Source organism: Chryseobacterium taeanense (assembly GCF_900099685.1).
In the GTDB taxonomy this organism is placed as follows: Bacteria; Bacteroidota; Bacteroidia; order Flavobacteriales; family Weeksellaceae; genus Chryseobacterium; species Chryseobacterium taeanense.
In genome coordinates, this window is sequence record NZ_FNDW01000002.1 from 216010 (window position 1) to 232492 (window position 16483).

Here is a 16483-nt window from a genome sequence, read left to right on the forward strand (position 1 = left end):
GCGTTTAATACAATTCATTTACAGAAAAGCTTTATTGAAGAGGTATCTTTTTTATAGAAATTAATCCTCTTCATTTCTACTATCATAATTACATAATAATTAAATATTATCATTTTGAGTTTTAAAATTTTTGTACAGCGTTCTATAATTATAATTTCTCTTATTGTTGCGACGCTTTTATTAGCGTTCGGAATTGATTTCTTTTTTATGCTGTTCGCCTCCGTTGTTTTAGCCGTATTACTGATCTCTATAACGGTAAAAATCAAAAAGTGGCTTACCATAAAATATGCAGGAGCATTAGCCATCACTGTATTATTAATCACTATTGTTATTACAGGAATCGGCCTGTTGATGTATCCTTCACTGGACGAACAGGTTTCGCAATTGCAAAAAGATATACCACAATCAATAAGCAAACTTCAGGAGAATTTATCTCATACCTCTTGGGGAAAAGACCTTCTGAAAAATATTAAAAACCCGAAAGAACTCGTAAAAGACAATAAAGAAGATATTGTAAACAGTACAACTGCAATATTTTCTACTACTTTGTCATCATTGGCAAACACATTCGTTGTTATCGTGATTGCATTATTTTTTGCCGTAGATCCGAAACTTTACAAAAAAGGATTTCTTTGTCTGCTGCCGGATAAAGTTGTTCCGAAAGCTGATAAATTGATTTATAAATGCTACGAAACACTGGCCAACTGGCTAAAAGGTAAATTTTTATCAATGCTGGTCGTAGGAATACTTACTTATATAGGATTGATTTTGCTGGATTTTCCCATTCCTCTAGTACTTTCGCTTATTGCAATGATTCTTACATTTATTCCTAATATAGGGCCGATCATTGCGATGATTCCGGCAATGCTTATAGGAATGGTAAATGGCCCCGAGCAAGCACTTTACGCTGCTGCACTTTACATTATTGTTCAAACCCTGGAAAGTTATCTTATCACACCATACATCAATAAAAAGGCAGTTGATCTTCCCCCTGCATTAACATTAGCCTGGCAGGTTTTTCTAGGAATATTTTTAGGCGGCCTTGGATTATTTATGGCCACACCGCTGCTGGCTGTTATCTTTGTACTCGTTAACGACCTGTATGTAAAAGGTTACCTGAAAAAGGAAAACTCTTGTGCCTTATAAACTAAAACTTAAAGAATTGGTTGAAGTAGCCCTAAGGAAAAGCTTAAAAGATACAGCTATTAGTCAAGTCTTTTCAATATATTATTCATTTGCCGGATTTCTCTTTCTTGCGATTTGATGATACTGTCTGCCAGCTGTCGTACTTCAGGATCTTTGATTGATGCGTTTTTGCTCGTCATTATAGCTGAAGAATGATGAGGAATCATTGCTCTTAAATATTGAACATCGCCCACAGGTGTCTGTGATCTTAAACCGATAAGGGCTATAATAAACACAAAGGTTGCCACGGTAATAATTCCGGTATTTATCCTTTTATTTGTATACATTTTTCTCATCATCAGAATCATAATAATTGCCATGGGAGCAACCATTAATAAGGTCATGTATATTCTCGTGATACTGGTGTAGTAGTCTTCGATTTTATCCATATTCAGAAACATTATCACATACATAATGATCGACGATAAAAGAATCGTAAGACTGAATTTTTTATATTCCATAATTTAAATATTTTAAGTTATTGATAAACATCCAAAAATCAAACCTTTAATTTCTTATTTCTAAATCATCTGAAAAAACGATAGGGCATTTCCTTCAAAAAACAAATTATATTTTTTGTCAGCTTGCAATAAAGAAAAGGCCGGCTATACTCAGCAGATAGATTAGAAAGACAGCTAGCGAATCCATACCCATGCGCAGGCACTGTTTCTTTGACCGGAAAATCAAACCTATACAATAAATTAAAGTCAGCAGTATAGCGACTCCTGTAAGATAAATATCTGCAGGTTGAGCTTCGGGTAATGCCGATTTTTTTGCAATAACAGAAGCGACAAGAAAGAGTACCGGTAAAAAGGCATTGCCCCCGAGAATATCGCTTATTGCAAGCTCATAATCTCCGAGTTTGATAGCCGCTGCACCAGTAGAAATTTCCGGGAGTGAAGTCGCCAGTGCCAGAACGGTTGCGCCAAAAATCAATCCATTCATATGAAAATGTTGGGCGATCGCATCGCCGCTCGATTCAAGCGTTACACCGGCGAATAAAGTAAACAACGAACAAAGCACGAAAATAAATACTGTTTTACCAATATGCTTTCCTGCTTTTTTATTTTGAGAGGATTGTTTGTCTTTAGCAGAACCATTTTGTGAAAGATTTTCTTTCTTCCAGGGAAGTCCCTTTCCAGCTTTATCAACAAGGATAAGACTGAAGATCCATACCAGAAGAATCGCAAAACTTGCCGGTGAGATATGAAAGACCGATAAAGAGTCGGGCAGCTGATGGCCAATTACCACAAGGATAAGAATCATGACCAGTACAATAGATTCCAATATGAGTGACATTGATGAAGCCATGAAAGTTAGCGCGCCTTTCTTTCCAAGTACAAAGGCATCAAGAAACATAAGAACGACGGTTTGCAGGGCTATTCCTCCCAAGATATTACCAACAGCCATATCCAGATTTCCTTTCAGTGCTGCACTTACGGTAATGGCGATCTCGGGTAAATTCGTTACCACTGCCAGCAGGATAACCCCGCCTAGTGCCTGGCCCAAATGAAAATGCCTGGATAAAATGTCAACTGATTTCGAGAGGTGTACTCCCGCCACCCAGATTACCGCCGCCGCAACGGTAAAGACGAGAAGAAGCACGGGTAAAGATAAAGTATTGAGTTCCATCATAAACTTAGTAATTATACATTATAGCTTGTATTCTGAATGATACTAAACTTTTTAAACACTTATCTTCAAAATTAAGACCATGATTATTGATATTGCTGTAAACTCACCAAATATTTTGCTTCTTTATTATTGTAAAATATCTTTCGTTTCGTTTTTGCTGTTTCGGAAAGAAAATGCTGTACAATTATATTCTAAGTCGCTGAGAGCAGAAAAGGATTGCTATCGAAAATTAGTGTAAAAGATTAAATGAAATAGAGTAGGGATTACCCGTAATTGCCCATGAAAACGGCAATACCCCAAAAGTAGTCTTGGTTGGACTACTTTTACAGCTACAAATGTAAACAAAATATTTTCACTTCCAAACACTAACCTTTTATTTTCTAATTTCTTACATTTTGACAACAAAAACCACAAGATCGCACAAACTTACAATACAGTTTTCCTGATTTATTTTATATATTTGTGATGTAGTGTTCATTACCTAGGAAAAGTAGTCCAACCAAGACTACTTTTTACTATAGCACGGAATGAACACTATGATGAAATATTTTAGATCTTTTCCATTACTACGTTTTTGCGTAGTATGGTGGTATATTTTCATTCCTTCAAAAGCATATTCCGGTTCGTTTGTACCGGGAGATTCCATTATTTTCGTAGCTGAAGACTCGTATGTCTATTCAGAAACGTCTGTATTTATTGCAGGTTCTGAACAGAATAAAGGTTTTACATCAGCTAAAAAGTCCAGAGATTTTCTTAAGAGATCATCTTTACCATTTTCTACTCAAAAATCAGTCATTATTGCAGCTAATAAGGCTTGCTATACAGGAAGTCCGGGGAGTCATCATGACCCCGGACGCATTTCTCGTACCTCAATGTTGGGGATTATAGGAAGCGCTTCTGTGAAGCTTCTTGATAAAACAATAAAACCTTTATTTCTCGCACTTGAAGAAATAGGTAGGGATAGAAATAAGTTTATAGATAGTGCTTTTTATCCATTTCAAATTACAAATATCATCATCAATCACTTCGTTCGTCCTCCGCCTGCACTTCCACTTGAAGGCACAAAGATTTTTAACACATAAGTCATATTGGATTCGTCGTCAATTCGAGTGTTTTTTCGTAACAAGGTGAAGAAAAAATGTATCGAGAATGACATTGATCCTCAAACTCATAAACTTCTCGATACGACTTCTATAAAGTCTACTCGAAGTGACGGGGTGAATCAAAATGAATAACGAATAATAATCTTAGCTAGCTCTTATAAGTGTAACGCCTTTGTGAAACTTAAAAACATAACATATTAAAAAAATCTTTGTGGGCTTCGTGTTCACAATGAAGAATATAATAATAACATAAATACAAAACAATGAAACATTTATTTACAGCCGCCGCAATGCTGCTCAGCATGACAGCATTCGCTCAGGTGGGGATTAATAACACTTCCCCAAAAGCAACCCTCGATATTACCGCCAAAACAACCGACGGCAGCAAACCGGAAGGACTCATCATCCCTCAATTATCCGGTAGTAATATCCATTCCGCGACAGTAGCAGGAGTCTACGGATCAAACCAGAAAGGACTTATCATCTATGCAACCTCTGCTGACTCTTCTCCTACAAGTGCAACAGCTAATATTACCGCTGCGGGATATTATTATTTCGATGGAAGTGTATGGCAGAAAATGGCAGGTGCAGCAGCGGGTGATACCACCAACGATGCGTGGATCAATGACACCACCAACAGTATGGTAAAATTAGGAACCAAAGCAGATGGAACAACAAGAGCAGCAGGAACCGATTTTGTCGCCAAAGATAATGGACAGATCGGAATCGGAACAAGCAGCCCGGATGCAAGTGCAGCATTAGAAGTTGCTTCAACCAACAAAGGAATGTTAATTCCAAGAGTATCGTTGACAGGTTCTACCGACCAAACCACGATACCTTCTCCTGCTACCGGATTAATGGCATATAACACAGGAGCAGCAGGTCTGGTCTTTAAAGGTTTCGTATTCTGGAATGGTACAGAATGGAGGTCAGTGAATAATAACCCTACGATCTCTCCTGCCATTACGAGCCTTAAATGTACGGATGCCTATCTTGAGCCCAATACATTTTCAGCAGGGGTAGCCTACACAGGAGTGCTTAAAGTACCTTATACAGGTGGAAATGCAGGTTTATTTTCCGGAGGAACAGTCATAAACTCAACAGTTAATACAGGATTAACGGCAACCTTGAATAGTGGAGAACTTGAAAGCGGTTCGGGGGTATTGAGCTATACAGTAAGCGGAACACCATTACAAAATAGCCCGATTGCAGCAAGCTTCAATTTAGGATCAACAGTTTTTGGAGTTACAGGTTGTACAGCATCGGTAGGAGATGGAGTGGGGACGAATGTAACGACAAAGAAAATAATCTATAATTCTGCAAATTCAAATTTTTCATATAGTATAAAAATTGACGACTTAGAGTTTTCTATTTACAATGAACAAGTTTATTTCAGATTTCAACAAGATCCTTCTTTATCCACAAATTTTAACAGCTTAACAAAGTGGTATTATTCCACTAATAACTATTTAGCCCAATCTGTTACTATTACACCATCTGCTGCAACTAATTCAGTAACTGCAAATGGTTCAAATATAGCTAATTGGATAAGATTAGGGAGTGTGGGAGCCGCTTTTAATAACTTTCAAGATCTTGAATATAATGCAGAATTGATTATTCCAAATAGAAATACTTTATATAGGATATATGCTACTCGATTTGCTGCGGGAAGTTCTGGAACATATGTTCTCGTAATTACTAAATATTAAGTGTATATAAAAAATAATAACAATCAATATTTTATAAAGTAATGTCAAACATCTTACACAAAATCAAAGCGTATCTCTACGATAACGTTTTAACCAAAGACAATCCCAATGATTTCACGGCACGTACAACCAGTGAGCGAAGCCTTAATGTCCAGCAGATCTGTCAGTCAGCCGTTACTCGTGGTGGTGCAGATATCTCTGCTTCTTCGATGGAACATGCGACCGAACTCTTCCTCAAAGAAATGGCGTATCAGCTTTGCGATGGCTTTTCGGTCAATACCGGGTATTTTACGGCGAGTACGACGATTCGAGGGGTATTCGATAGTCCATCGGAGACTTTTAACAAAGACAAGCACAGCATCATTTTCCAGTTTAACCAGGGAGAAAAGTTGCGGGCAGAGGTTCCAAACATTGAAGTCGAAATCCTGGGCGTGGCAGAAGCTTCTTCGGTTATTCTTCAGGTAACGGATGTGAAGAGTGGTTCAGTGAATGATCTGCTCACTCCAGGCAGAAACCTGAAGATCGTGGGCAACAAGATTAAGGTAGCAGGTGAAGATGCTTCGGTAGGGGTATTCTTCGTGAACATGGCAACCGATGCCAGAATTATGGTAGAAGAAAATGATCTGGTGACAAATAACCCCTCAGAGGTTATCGTAGTGATTCCTGCATTACCCGCAGGAGCGTATCGATTGGAGATTGCCACACAGTTCACCGGCAGCTATCTGCTGAAAGAACCCCGCACGGCAGTTTTCGAGCGTGAGCTGACGGTTCAGTAAAGCGACTGCTTCCCTCGTACCTAAGCGGAGGACACTTAGGTAGCTAAGTGACATGCCCTTACGGTGCTAAGTGACTCCCACTTACGAGGCTAAGGGGGTGTATATAACGGTTCCGTTAGAAATTAATAGTGTACAGCATTGGTGTAAGAGCCAATCATAAAAGCCGCTCCCTTTGTTGGGGCGGCTTTGCTATTTACCAGTTTTTATCGATCATGTAGATGAGCTGCGTCATGGCAACGGCACCTAGCAACAGTTCTCTCCGGTTTACTTTTTCAAAAGTATCTTCTTCCGTGTGGTGAATATCGAAATACCGTTGCGAATCGGGAACGAGTTCTGCGGTTGGAATTCCCATATCATGAAGCGGGTAGAGGTCGGTTCCGGAATAGGTATTTTTAAAATCATAAATCCCGTAAGGAAGGAAAATACCCGACCAGCTTTGGATCTGTTTTCTTTTTTCCTCATTCATATCCAGGGAAATTCCTCTCGGGGTAAAACCTCCGGCATCTGTTTCGATAGCAAAAATATGTTTTTCCTTGTTCTCCTTGGCTGTTTTACCGTATTGAACACCGCCTTTCACCCCGTTTTCTTCATTGGCAAAACAGACTACCCGAATTGTATGGTTATTTTTAATTCCTAAATTCTTAAATGTTCGTAATACTTCAATACTCTGCACGATTCCTGCTCCGTCATCGTGAGCACCTTCGCCTACATCCCACGAATCCAGATGTCCGCCAACAACGATTACGCTTTGGTCTTTCTTACCAGTAATTTCTCCAATCACAGAGTGGGAGAGTTTTTCGCCTTTCATTCCACAATTGGAATTGAGTTTGGCAATGATCTTTTGAGACTTTAAAAGCCCGGCCATCTCGTCGGCAGTACTGCTTCCGATGGCTACCGCAGGTATTTTCTTATCATTTGCGTAGCGCATCGCTCCGGTATGCGGAACATCATCGAAAGCAGATGAAAGTGAGCGGATGATGGCAAATTTCCCTCCTTTTTTTGCCGTTAAAGAAGCAGCCGTGGATCTGTATTTCGCAGCGTCACTGTATCCTCTGAACGTTTCAATATATGACTGGCTAAACGGATAATTAAAGAAAACGATCTTGTCTTTCACCTGATCCGGTGTAAGTTTTTCATATTCTTCCATTGAGCGTACCATGATGATTTCTCCTGAAATGTCTTTCCCGCCCGTACCTTCAGAGTTCCCGAGGGAAAGCATTTTAAGATTTTTCCATTTTCCGTTGGAGGCTTTTATCTGTAACGATTCTTTTCCTCTCACCCAGACTGGAACCATCACTTCCTGCAGCCATACTTTGTCGGCTCCTGCATCACGAAGTTTTTGTTCTGCCCATTTTACTGCTTTTTCGTAAGATTCAGAACCGCTGAGACGATGGCCGATGTTTTTGGTTAAATCTCTTAATTCGGTATAGGCTTTTCCTTTATTTAATATCTCTGTAGAAATTTCTGCAAACCGTACAGAATCTTGTTTTTCCTGTGCGGAAATAGCCATACTTCCAAGCAACAGAGCAGCGGTTATTATATGTTTCATTGTAAAGGTATTCAGTAAATTAACTTAGTGGTTTTTGATTTCAATATTCAGTTGCCTTCCTTCTGTTTCTGCTTTTTTATCCATGGAAGACCCGATGCCTATTCCGATGGCCATTCCGATCGGTAATCCAATACTGAGGAGTGCGATGTTTCCCATGAGCAGGCCAAATGCAACTCCAATTGGCAATCCGAATGCACCCATTCCTGCAGCCAGCCACAAATTGCGGTAGTAATTTTTAGGTGCGATTTTATGTTCTTTTTCCAGAAGTTTAATAATGTTGTTTTGCTTTTGTTTCAGCATTTTGTGTAAATCTTTGCCACGCAATGTAGTGGAATTGATTATTGCCGTCTCGCTGTTAATCTTCGCAACGGTTTCTGCTGAAACTTTCTTTTGCTCCAGTTCACTCAGGATTTGTTGCAACTGTTCATAAAGCGCATTGGTTTTTGTATCGGTAAGGAGTTCGGGTTCCAGATCTGGTTTAATAATTTCCATGTATTTGTTTTATGGTGTTTGAATTTTGCTATATCTGGTTTTATTTAAACGCAAATTGAATATTGGCTGTATATACTACCAGTTTTTATCGATCATAAAGATCATCTGTGTCATGACAACGGCTCCGAGCAGAAGTTCTCTTTTATTCACCTTGTCAAAAGTATCTTCTACCGAATGATGGTAATCGAAATATCTTTGGGTATCTACGACCAGTTCAGCCAGAGGGACATTGATCTTTTTTAACGGAGAAATATCCTGAATGGCTTCCGTCTGGTCAAAATCATAAACTCCATAAGGAAGGAAATAGTTTTTCCATTCAAAGATCTGTCTTCTTCGTTGGGGAGACATATCTAATGAAAATCCTCTCGGAGAATACCCTCCTGCATCGGTTCCCAGTGCAAAAACATGCTTTTCATCTTTATTTTTTACATATGCAGCATACATTTCACGGCCTTGCCCACCGTTTTCACTATTGGCATATAACACAACCCGGATCGTATGATTGTTGTCGATGCCGAGAGATTTTATAGTTCTCAAAACTTCTATACATTGTACCACTCCGGTTCCGTCATCGATGGCACCTTCCCCGAAGTCCCAGGAGTCTAATTGCGCGCCGAGTACGATCACTTTATCGTCTTTCTTTCCCGGTATTTCGGCAATGATGTTTGGGTTGGTTGTTTCCCCTTTTGCTTCGGCGGTCATATTGATTTTAGCGGTTACTTTTTGTTTTTTGAGCAGTTTCTCAAGCTCATCCGCAGATTTTGCCCCGATGGTCATGGCAGGGATTTTTACTTTATCATCCGGTTCATAGTAGATCATTTTGGCGTGTGGGATATCATCGTTCGCCGTAGTTAATGACCGTATGATTAAAGCTTTTGCGCCTGTAGTTGCAATGACGGAAGGGGAAATGAGTTTTGATTTTGCAGTAATCAGGTAAGAATCGCTGGTATTGATAATTCTCGGATCCAGGGGAAGATTTACAAATACTATTTTGTCTTTGAGCTGTCCCCAGGACATTTCGTTAAAGTCAGAAGTCGTGTTAATGAGTACGATTTCTCCGGTAAGGTCTTTTCCCTGTGTACCTTCGGAATTTCCGAAAGACAGCATCCTGATATTTTTCCATGTTCCGTTCTCTGTCTTTATCTGTAGTGATTCTTTTCCTCTTATCCATACCGGAACTTTGGCTTCCTGTCTCCAGATCTTTTCCACACCAATTTCTCTGAGCTTTCTTTCTGCCCATTGCACGGCTTTCGTATAACCGGGAGTAGCGCTGAATCGTGGCCCGATCCCTTTTGTAAGTTCGCCCAAGTTATTATAGGCGGTTCCGTTCATCATGATTTCATCCGAGATCTTTTTAAACTCATCATGATAGTTAAACTTTTCCGTAATGCCGGTTTTCTTTACCGGTCTCCTCAGTGGTTTTTTTTGAGAAAATAAAAATCCACTCAAAAAGAGTGGAATGATAATGAAGATCTTTTTCATTTATTTTTTACCTTTCTTTTTCCATGCTAAAAGTATGAAAAATTGGTCAGTTTTTACTGTTTCATATCGTACATTAAAAGAGCTGTAACGAGTTTAGGCTCTATAAAGGTACATTTGGGCGGCATGATAAGCTTGAGATCAGAAATTTTAATCATATCATTAAAGCTTACGGGATACACCCCGAATCCTGCTTTTCCTCCTCCGTTATCTATTCTTTCTTTAAGATAGCTGATGCCTTCAATGGTTGAAGTTCCTTTTATGTAATCTATTTTCTCAGAACTGTCGGGATCTTCAATTTGTAAGATATTTTTAAAAATATACTTGTCGAGAAGGTGATGATCGAGATTATCCAGAGACATTTCCTGTGAGCGGAGATCATGCTTTACGTGAAGGGAATAAAATTTACCATCCATATACATTGATATGTGGAATTTTTGTGAAGGGAAATATGCCGTTTCTCCTTTTTCGTGAATAAGGAAGTATTTTTCCAGTTCACTTAAAAACTCTTCATTGGAAAGTCCGTTAAGGTCAGTCACAATCCTGTTGTAATCATGAATTTTAATGGACTGGTTGGATACGATAAAGCTGTAGACGAAATTGTAAAGCTCGGTTCCGTTATGTCTTTTGTTTTTATCTTTCTGATGTTTGGCATTCAGGGCCGTCGACCCGATTCTGTGGTGACCGTCGGCAATATAAAATGCATCAATCTGATCGATTACTTCTTTAAACTGCTGTAGCTTAAGACGGTTATCTATTCTCCATATCTTATGCCTGATCCCTTTGGTATCTACATGATTGAAGATCGGAACATTCTTCTCTTCATGGTTCATTAAAAGCTCAATCTTTGAATTGGCAGGGTAGGTGAGTAACACAGGTTCTGCCTGAAGATTAACTTTTTCAAGATAATGAGCCAGCTTTTCTTTTTTCTGCGGAATGGTACTTTCGTGCCTTTTGATCTTTCCGTTCCAGAAATCTTCAATGCTGGCAAGCCCTAAAAGCCCCCTGAAAACCTGTTTGTCGGGATAGATCTGCTCATAAAGATAATATGCCGAATTGTCCTGAACGAGTTTATGCTCATCCATCAATTCTTCAAACGTCGACCTGATTTTTCTCAGATTCCGGTCGATATCTTTAGATTTACTTACTACATAGGGTTTTATCATATTGATGTAAGTATCTTCAACTTGAGCTTTTTCCGCTATCTCTTCCTGTGTAAAATTGTCCAAAGGATGAGTAGGGAAAGTACTCTCATAGTCTTTATGAGGTCTTATTCCGCGAAAAGGTTTAAAAACAGGCATATTTTATTGTATAGTTTCTTTTATCTTGATAATCTGTTCTGCAAGCTCTACTCCGATTTTTTCCTGAGCATCCACCGTGTTTCCTCCTACGTGCGGTGAGAGCGAGAGGGCTGGGTTCATGAGCAGTAGTACTTCCGGGTTGGGTTCTTTTTCAAAAACATCCAGTGCAGCGCCGGCCACTTTTCCCGATTCAATAAAATCGATGAGTGCCACTTCATTTATCACGCCGCCTCTTGCAGTATTTACAATATAGACTCCGTCTTTCATTTTTTCAAACTGTGGCGTGTCTATGATATATTCATTTGTTTTTGGGGTATTGATGCTAATGAAGTCTGCTTCTTTTAAAAAAGCATCCATATCATTGGTGGAAGTAATCTCAAACTGTACCGACTGTCCGTCGAAAAATTCAAGCGTAAGAACTTTTGTCTGAGGTTTTCTGGTAAGAACAATGACTTTCATTCCCAGAGAAATTCCCATTTTTGCGACTTCCTGACCGATGCTTCCAAAGCCGATAACCCCTAATGTTTTCCCTGAAAGTTCGTATGCTTTGCTGAAGGATTTCTTCATGGCATCAAAATGAGTTTCTCCTTCCAGCGGCATTAGTCTGTTGGATTCGTGAAGAAACCGGGCTAAAGAAAAGAAATGTCCGAACACCAGCTCTGCAACAGATTTTGATGATGCTGTAGGTGTATTGATGACATATAATCCTTTTTCGATAGCGTATTCGACATCAATATTGTCCATTCCGATACCGCCTCTTCCGACGATTTTAAGCCCGGGGCAGGCATCAATAAGATCCTGTCTTACTTTAGTGGCGCTTCTTACCAGCAGAACATCAACCTTATTGTCGTTGATGAATTTAATGACATGATCCTGAGCAACCCTGTTGTCCAAAACTTCAATCCCGGCATCTTTCAATACCTGTTCGCCTGCTTTTGAAATACCGTCGTTAGCTAAAACTTTCATGGATTTTTTATTTAATTTAAAAATTCAATGATTAAATTTTAAATAGTTGCGCAAATTAAGAAATTTTATAATAATGCTCAATAATCTGCTGAAATTTGGTTTAATAATTACTTACTTAAAAGATTTCATTACGTCTACCAAAACCTGAACGCTCTCGATCGGTAAGGCATTGTAAAGGCTTGCGCGGTATCCTCCAAGGCTTCTGTGGCCGTTCAGTCCGCTGATACCTGCTGCTTTCCATGCATTGTCGAATTCTTCTTTTTTACTCTCATCGGTAATTTTGAAGGAAACATTCATTAAAGAACGGTCTTCTTTTACGCAGAACGTCTCAAATAGGGGATTACTGTCGATTTCATCATACAGAAGTTTTGCTTTGGCTTCATTTCTTGCTTCAGCACCAGCAATTCCTCCATTGTTTTCCAGATGCTGCAGTGTCAGTAAAGAAGCATAAACAGGGAAAACCGGTGGTGTGTTGTACATCGATTCTTTGGCAATATGCTGTGAATAATCAAGAATAGAGAACATATTTTCTCTTCCTGTTTTACCCAGAATTTCTTTTTTAATAACAACCAACGTTACTCCTGCAGGTCCCATATTCTTCTGAGCTCCGGCATAGATCAAATCAAATTTTGAGAAATCAAGCTGTCTTGAAAAAATATCGGAACTCATGTCGCAAACCATTAAAGTATCCACTTCAGGGAATGACTTCATCTGCGTTCCATAAATCGTATTATTGGAAGTACAGTGGAAATAATCGTATTCAGCACCTACTTTATAGTCTTTAGGAATAAATGAATAATTTTCTTCTTTTGAAGATCCTACAACATCTACCGTTCCTACTTTTTTTGCTTCTTTAATAGCTCCGGCAGCCCAGGTTCCCGTATCAAGATAAGCGGCTTTTCCACCAACTTTCATTAAATTGTATGGAACCATGGCAAACTGCAAGCTTGCTCCACCGCCTAAATATAGAACTTCGTAATCATCACCTAAGTTCATCAGTCTTTTTACGATGGCGCGGGCTTCATCCATTACGGCCACAAAATCTTTACTTCTGTGTGAAATTTCAAGAAGTGACAAACCGATTCCGTTAAAATCTAAAATGGCCTGTGCCGATTTTTCGAAAACTTCCTGAGGTAAGATACATGGCCCTGCGCTAAAGTTGTGCTTTTTGCTCATATTTTTATTTTTTTTGATTGACCGTAGGATAAACTTACGGCCTCATTTATAGTTGTTGGTAATAATTACAGATTTCAGTATATAAAAAACCGTCTCATGCTGTATGAGACGGCAGTTTTTATTCTCCGTGTAAGAATGCTTTTTTATTTAGCAGTGTTTCTTCAGATTCTACATGATCTTCATCCGGAACACAGCAGTCTACCGGACATACTGCGGCACATTGAGGCTCTTCATGAAATCCTTTACACTCTGTACATTTATCTGTTACAATGAAATAAACATCATCACTTACAGGTTCCTGTGGTGCATCTGCATCAACTGTAAGACCTGATGGCAATGTTACGGTACCTTTCAATTCGGTACCCTCTGAAGCTTTCCAATCTACTGCTCCTTCATAAATTGCATTATTCGGACATTCTGGTTCGCATGCCCCGCAATTAATGCATTCATCAGTTATTTTAATAGCCATCGCTAATTTTTTTTAAATTTGCACAAAATTACAAAATATTCCCCAATTTTACAGTACTTATGAATATTGAAAATAAAGTTTTAGGACTTATAGAACTTAGCCGTTATATATCGGAATTTTTAGCAAAAAAAAACGAGGATTATAATGAAAATGATGTTGATTTTGAACTTTTAATAAAAAAGTCTGAAATTGAGAATCCGTGGTTTACAGCTGAAAATCAGAAATTTGCTTTGAGACAGTGGTCAGATCTGCTTACGGAGCAAAATATAAATAACTGGCTTAAAGAGTATTCTATCTCAAAAACATCAAAAAGAGTAGGGCTTATTTTGGCGGGTAACATTCCTTTGGTTGGATTTCATGATGTGATTTCAGTCATTTTAAGCAATCATATTCCGGTGATTAAATTATCATCAAAAGACCGATACATGATCCCATTTCTTCTTAAAAAGTGGAATGAATTTTCCGATGGAAATGTGAAGTTTGAATTTGTTGAAAAGCTTGAAAACTTTGACGCAGTTATTGCTACAGGCAGTAATAATACCGCTAGATATCTGGAATATTACTTTAAAAATCATCTGAACATTATCAGAAAAAACAGAACTTCAATAGCTGTTTTAAAAGGAGACGAAACCGAAGAGGAACTGAGACTTCTCGCAGAGGATATTTTCAGGTATTTCGGATTGGGATGCCGTAATGTTACGAGACTTTTTATTCCTCAGGATTATGTAATCGACAGATTATTTGAAAGTTTCCTGGATTTCCAGGATATTATTAACCATAATAAATACGCCAATAATTACGACTATAACAGAGCTGTCTATCTTTTAAATCAGGAAAAATTCTGGGATAATAATTTTGTCATGCTGAAAGAAGATGAAAAGCTTTTCAGTCCGCTTTCGGTGATTAATTTCAGCAGATATTCTTCTTTGGATGAAGTAAAGAATTTTATTGCTGAAAATGAAGAAAATATTCAGTGTATTGTGGCAAAAAAAGAGCTTGGATTAGGTTCTGTAGCTCTTGGTGAAGCTCAAAATCCGGGACTAGACACGTATGCTGACAATGTTGATACCATGAAATTTTTATCCGTAATATAATTCTTCGTATCTTGCTATCAACCAATCATGATTTATATGAAAAAAATATTTTTGATCTGTACGATTTTCGCTTTTTACTCGGCATTTTCTCAGCAGAGTAAAATAAAAGTAATTGAGAGCAAGAAAATTGAACTTACTTCTGAACTGAGCAAGGATAAAATTGATTTGTATCATCAGTTTTTCCTGAAATTTGTAGATGCATTGAAAGCTTCCGATAAAGAAAAACTCAAAATGCTTATATCTGACAAGATAAAATATTATGTGTCTGACGATATTATCAGAAATTTAGTCGGAGGAATAAGCTTTGACAGAAAATTTGAAGTTTATAAGTCAGGGTACCAACAGCTGGATAAAAATGAAACGTATCCTGCGATTCAATATAAATACGCTGATGATAAACAGGAGCCTCCGAGAGATATCATTACCGTAATCTTTGAAGAGGATGGAAAAATTCTTGGAGTAAAGCCAGATTACAGCAAATAATGACTACTAATTTTAATAAAAGAATAATTATAAAAATATAATAAATAAATGAAAACTATGATGACAGATGTTTTAGTTGCGCATTCTTCCGATGTAGAGAAAGCCGACTTTTACAAGAAAACGTATTTGCACGTTGCATTGGCAATTCTTGCCTTTATTGGAGTGGAAGCTGTTTTATTACAAATAGTTCCGGATCAGCTGATCTTTGCCATGTTTGCTCAAAGATACATCTGGTTACTGATTATCGGAGTGTTTTGGCTGGCGTCTATTTTGGCGACGAAATGGTCTCTATCACTCGATAAATCAACCCAGTATTTTGGTTTAGGATTTTATGTTGTATTGGAAGCTGTTATTTTTCTTCCCTTGGTTAAAATAGCAACACTATATGCGGGGCCTCAAGTTATTTATCAGGCGGCCATGCTTACGATTGCAATGTTTTCAGGGATTTCATTTATTGCTTTTACTTCAAAAAGAGATTTTTCTTTCCTTAGAAATATTATTGTTATCGGAGGATTTATCTCTCTTGGATTGATCGTGGGAGGAATGTTATTCGCATTCAATCTGGGGCTTTGGTTCTCTGTAGGGATGGTAATTCTTGCTTCTGCAACAATTCTTTATCAGACAAGCAAATTGAAAGATTCTTACAGTACCAATCAGTATGTTGGAGCATCTTTACAGTTGTTTGCTTCGATTATGCTTTTGTTCTGGTATATTTTAAGCATTTTGATGAGCAGAAGAAGCTAGTTTTTTAGTGATGAATTATAAACTATAATTAATGATTTTTATAATTCATTTTATAAACCCAAAAAATCCTGATGTTTTTTCATCGGGATTTTTCTTTGGAAATTTACAGGGAAACTTCGCAAGATTTATATTAAATATTCATTGAAATTTTTAGGTAATGTGGTCAAAAATAGTTGGTGTTTTTCAGAAAAATAATTCGTAATATTTAGGTCTTGGTGGGAAGAGGAAATGAGCAATGCTGAGGAGCAACTCATCAGCAATACCATCAACGCTGTAAACAATAGTTTAGAGGATGGCTTTTGCCATCCTTTTTTTGCAAATT

16 protein-coding genes are annotated in these 16483 nt (G+C 38.1%); 7 read left to right on the forward strand and 9 right to left on the reverse strand.

Annotated elements, in window-relative coordinates; all coding sequences use genetic code 11:
• The first annotated feature begins 114 nt into the window (after nt 1-114).
• Complete coding sequence (locus BLR30_RS04005) at nt 115-1146, forward strand: AI-2E family transporter (RefSeq protein ID WP_175443597.1); 1032 nt, start codon at nt 115-117, stop codon at nt 1144-1146.
• Nucleotides 1147-1205: 59 nt separating this feature from the next.
• On the opposite strand, the gene BLR30_RS04010 is transcribed toward BLR30_RS04005, so the two are convergent.
• Both BLR30_RS04010 and BLR30_RS04015 read right to left on the reverse strand, forming a co-directional pair.
• A complete protein-coding gene (locus BLR30_RS04010; RefSeq protein ID WP_089855125.1) occupies nt 1206-1646 on the reverse strand; it encodes a DUF305 domain-containing protein in 441 nt (146 codons plus the stop codon).
• Nucleotides 1647-1764: 118 nt separating this feature from the next.
• Nucleotides 1765-2820: a sodium:calcium antiporter gene (locus BLR30_RS04015; RefSeq protein ID WP_228400703.1), complete on the reverse strand. Its 1056-nt coding sequence runs from the start codon at nt 2818-2820 to the stop codon at nt 1765-1767.
• Between the two features lie 536 nt (nt 2821-3356).
• Here BLR30_RS04015 and BLR30_RS04020 point away from each other — a divergent pair.
• The 3 genes from BLR30_RS04020 (at nt 3357) to BLR30_RS04030 (ending at nt 6408) form a co-directional block, all read left to right on the forward strand.
• Complete coding sequence (locus BLR30_RS04020) at nt 3357-3902, forward strand: hypothetical protein (protein ID WP_089855131.1); 546 nt, start codon at nt 3357-3359, stop codon at nt 3900-3902.
• A gap of 284 nt (nt 3903-4186) precedes the next feature.
• Nucleotides 4187-5632 carry a hypothetical protein gene (locus tag BLR30_RS04025; RefSeq protein ID WP_139164584.1) on the forward strand — a complete coding sequence of 482 codons (1446 nt, stop codon included), beginning with the start codon at nt 4187-4189 and terminating at the stop codon, nt 5630-5632.
• Between the two features lie 41 nt (nt 5633-5673).
• Nucleotides 5674-6408, forward strand: a complete 735-nt coding sequence (locus BLR30_RS04030; protein ID WP_089855139.1) for a DNA-binding domain-containing protein — start codon at nt 5674-5676, stop codon at nt 6406-6408.
• 193 nt (nt 6409-6601) lie between these two features.
• Here BLR30_RS04030 and BLR30_RS04035 read toward each other — a convergent pair whose 3' ends face one another.
• The 7 genes from BLR30_RS04035 to BLR30_RS04065 form a co-directional block, all read right to left on the reverse strand.
• Nucleotides 6602-7957, reverse strand: coding sequence for a M20/M25/M40 family metallo-hydrolase (locus BLR30_RS04035; RefSeq protein ID WP_089855142.1), 1356 nt, complete (start codon nt 7955-7957; stop codon nt 6602-6604).
• A gap of 24 nt (nt 7958-7981) precedes the next feature.
• On the reverse strand, nt 7982-8449 hold the full coding sequence (locus BLR30_RS04040) for a hypothetical protein (RefSeq protein WP_228400704.1): 468 nt from the start codon (nt 8447-8449) through the stop codon (nt 7982-7984).
• Nucleotides 8450-8524: 75 nt separating this feature from the next.
• Entirely contained in the window at nt 8525-9931 is a 1407-nt protein-coding gene (locus BLR30_RS04045) for a M28 family peptidase (RefSeq protein ID WP_089855145.1), read from the reverse strand.
• Nucleotides 9932-9984: 53 nt separating this feature from the next.
• Complete coding sequence (locus tag BLR30_RS04050; protein WP_089855148.1) at nt 9985-11229, reverse strand: DUF1015 domain-containing protein; 1245 nt, start codon at nt 11227-11229, stop codon at nt 9985-9987.
• 3 nt (nt 11230-11232) lie between these two features.
• On the reverse strand, nt 11233-12195 hold the full coding sequence (locus BLR30_RS04055) for a D-2-hydroxyacid dehydrogenase (RefSeq protein WP_089855151.1): 963 nt from the start codon (nt 12193-12195) through the stop codon (nt 11233-11235).
• 111 nt (nt 12196-12306) lie between these two features.
• On the reverse strand, nt 12307-13371 hold the full coding sequence (gene serC / locus BLR30_RS04060; RefSeq protein WP_089855154.1) for a 3-phosphoserine/phosphohydroxythreonine transaminase: 1065 nt from the start codon (nt 13369-13371) through the stop codon (nt 12307-12309).
• 118 nt (nt 13372-13489) lie between these two features.
• Nucleotides 13490-13840: a 4Fe-4S binding protein gene (locus tag BLR30_RS04065; protein ID WP_089855157.1), complete on the reverse strand. Its 351-nt coding sequence runs from the start codon at nt 13838-13840 to the stop codon at nt 13490-13492.
• Nucleotides 13841-13899: 59 nt separating this feature from the next.
• Between BLR30_RS04065 and BLR30_RS04070 the strand changes: the two genes are divergently transcribed.
• Genes BLR30_RS04070 through BLR30_RS04080 form a run of 3 tightly spaced genes read left to right on the forward strand, consistent with a single transcriptional unit; the run spans nt 13900 to nt 16161 of the window.
• Nucleotides 13900-14934: an acyl-CoA reductase gene (locus tag BLR30_RS04070; protein WP_089855160.1), complete on the forward strand. Its 1035-nt coding sequence runs from the start codon at nt 13900-13902 to the stop codon at nt 14932-14934.
• Nucleotides 14935-14970: 36 nt separating this feature from the next.
• Nucleotides 14971-15417, forward strand: a complete 447-nt coding sequence (locus BLR30_RS04075; RefSeq protein ID WP_139164585.1) for a peptidylprolyl isomerase — start codon at nt 14971-14973, stop codon at nt 15415-15417.
• Nucleotides 15418-15474: 57 nt separating this feature from the next.
• Nucleotides 15475-16161: a Bax inhibitor-1/YccA family protein gene (locus BLR30_RS04080; protein ID WP_089855904.1), complete on the forward strand. Its 687-nt coding sequence runs from the start codon at nt 15475-15477 to the stop codon at nt 16159-16161.
• Nucleotides 16162-16483 lie beyond the last annotated feature (322 nt).

Bases quoted from the DNA above. Each gene is read 5' to 3' on its own strand.
- BLR30_RS04035 (WP_089855142.1), bottom strand. From the start codon at position 7,957: ATGAAACATATAATAACCGCTGCTCTGTTGCTTGGAAGTATGGCTATT.
- serC (WP_089855154.1), bottom strand. From the start codon at position 13,371: ATGAGCAAAAAGCACAACTTTAGCGCAGGGCCATGTATCTTACCTCAG.
- BLR30_RS04025 (WP_139164584.1), top strand. From the start codon at position 4,187: ATGAAACATTTATTTACAGCCGCCGCAATGCTGCTCAGCATGACAGCA.
- BLR30_RS04040 (WP_228400704.1), bottom strand. From the start codon at position 8,449: ATGGAAATTATTAAACCAGATCTGGAACCCGAACTCCTTACCGATACA.
- BLR30_RS04080 (WP_089855904.1), top strand. From the start codon at position 15,475: ATGATGACAGATGTTTTAGTTGCGCATTCTTCCGATGTAGAGAAAGCC.
- BLR30_RS04070 (WP_089855160.1), top strand. From the start codon at position 13,900: ATGAATATTGAAAATAAAGTTTTAGGACTTATAGAACTTAGCCGTTAT.
- BLR30_RS04030 (WP_089855139.1), top strand. From the start codon at position 5,674: ATGTCAAACATCTTACACAAAATCAAAGCGTATCTCTACGATAACGTT.
- BLR30_RS04075 (WP_139164585.1), top strand. From the start codon at position 14,971: ATGAAAAAAATATTTTTGATCTGTACGATTTTCGCTTTTTACTCGGCA.
- BLR30_RS04020 (WP_089855131.1), top strand. From the start codon at position 3,357: ATGATGAAATATTTTAGATCTTTTCCATTACTACGTTTTTGCGTAGTA.
- BLR30_RS04015 (WP_228400703.1), bottom strand. From the start codon at position 2,820: ATGATGGAACTCAATACTTTATCTTTACCCGTGCTTCTTCTCGTCTTT.
- BLR30_RS04045 (WP_089855145.1), bottom strand. From the start codon at position 9,931: ATGAAAAAGATCTTCATTATCATTCCACTCTTTTTGAGTGGATTTTTA.
- BLR30_RS04065 (WP_089855157.1), bottom strand. From the start codon at position 13,840: ATGGCTATTAAAATAACTGATGAATGCATTAATTGCGGGGCATGCGAA.
- BLR30_RS04010 (WP_089855125.1), bottom strand. From the start codon at position 1,646: ATGGAATATAAAAAATTCAGTCTTACGATTCTTTTATCGTCGATCATT.
- BLR30_RS04055 (WP_089855151.1), bottom strand. From the start codon at position 12,195: ATGAAAGTTTTAGCTAACGACGGTATTTCAAAAGCAGGCGAACAGGTA.
- BLR30_RS04050 (WP_089855148.1), bottom strand. From the start codon at position 11,229: ATGCCTGTTTTTAAACCTTTTCGCGGAATAAGACCTCATAAAGACTAT.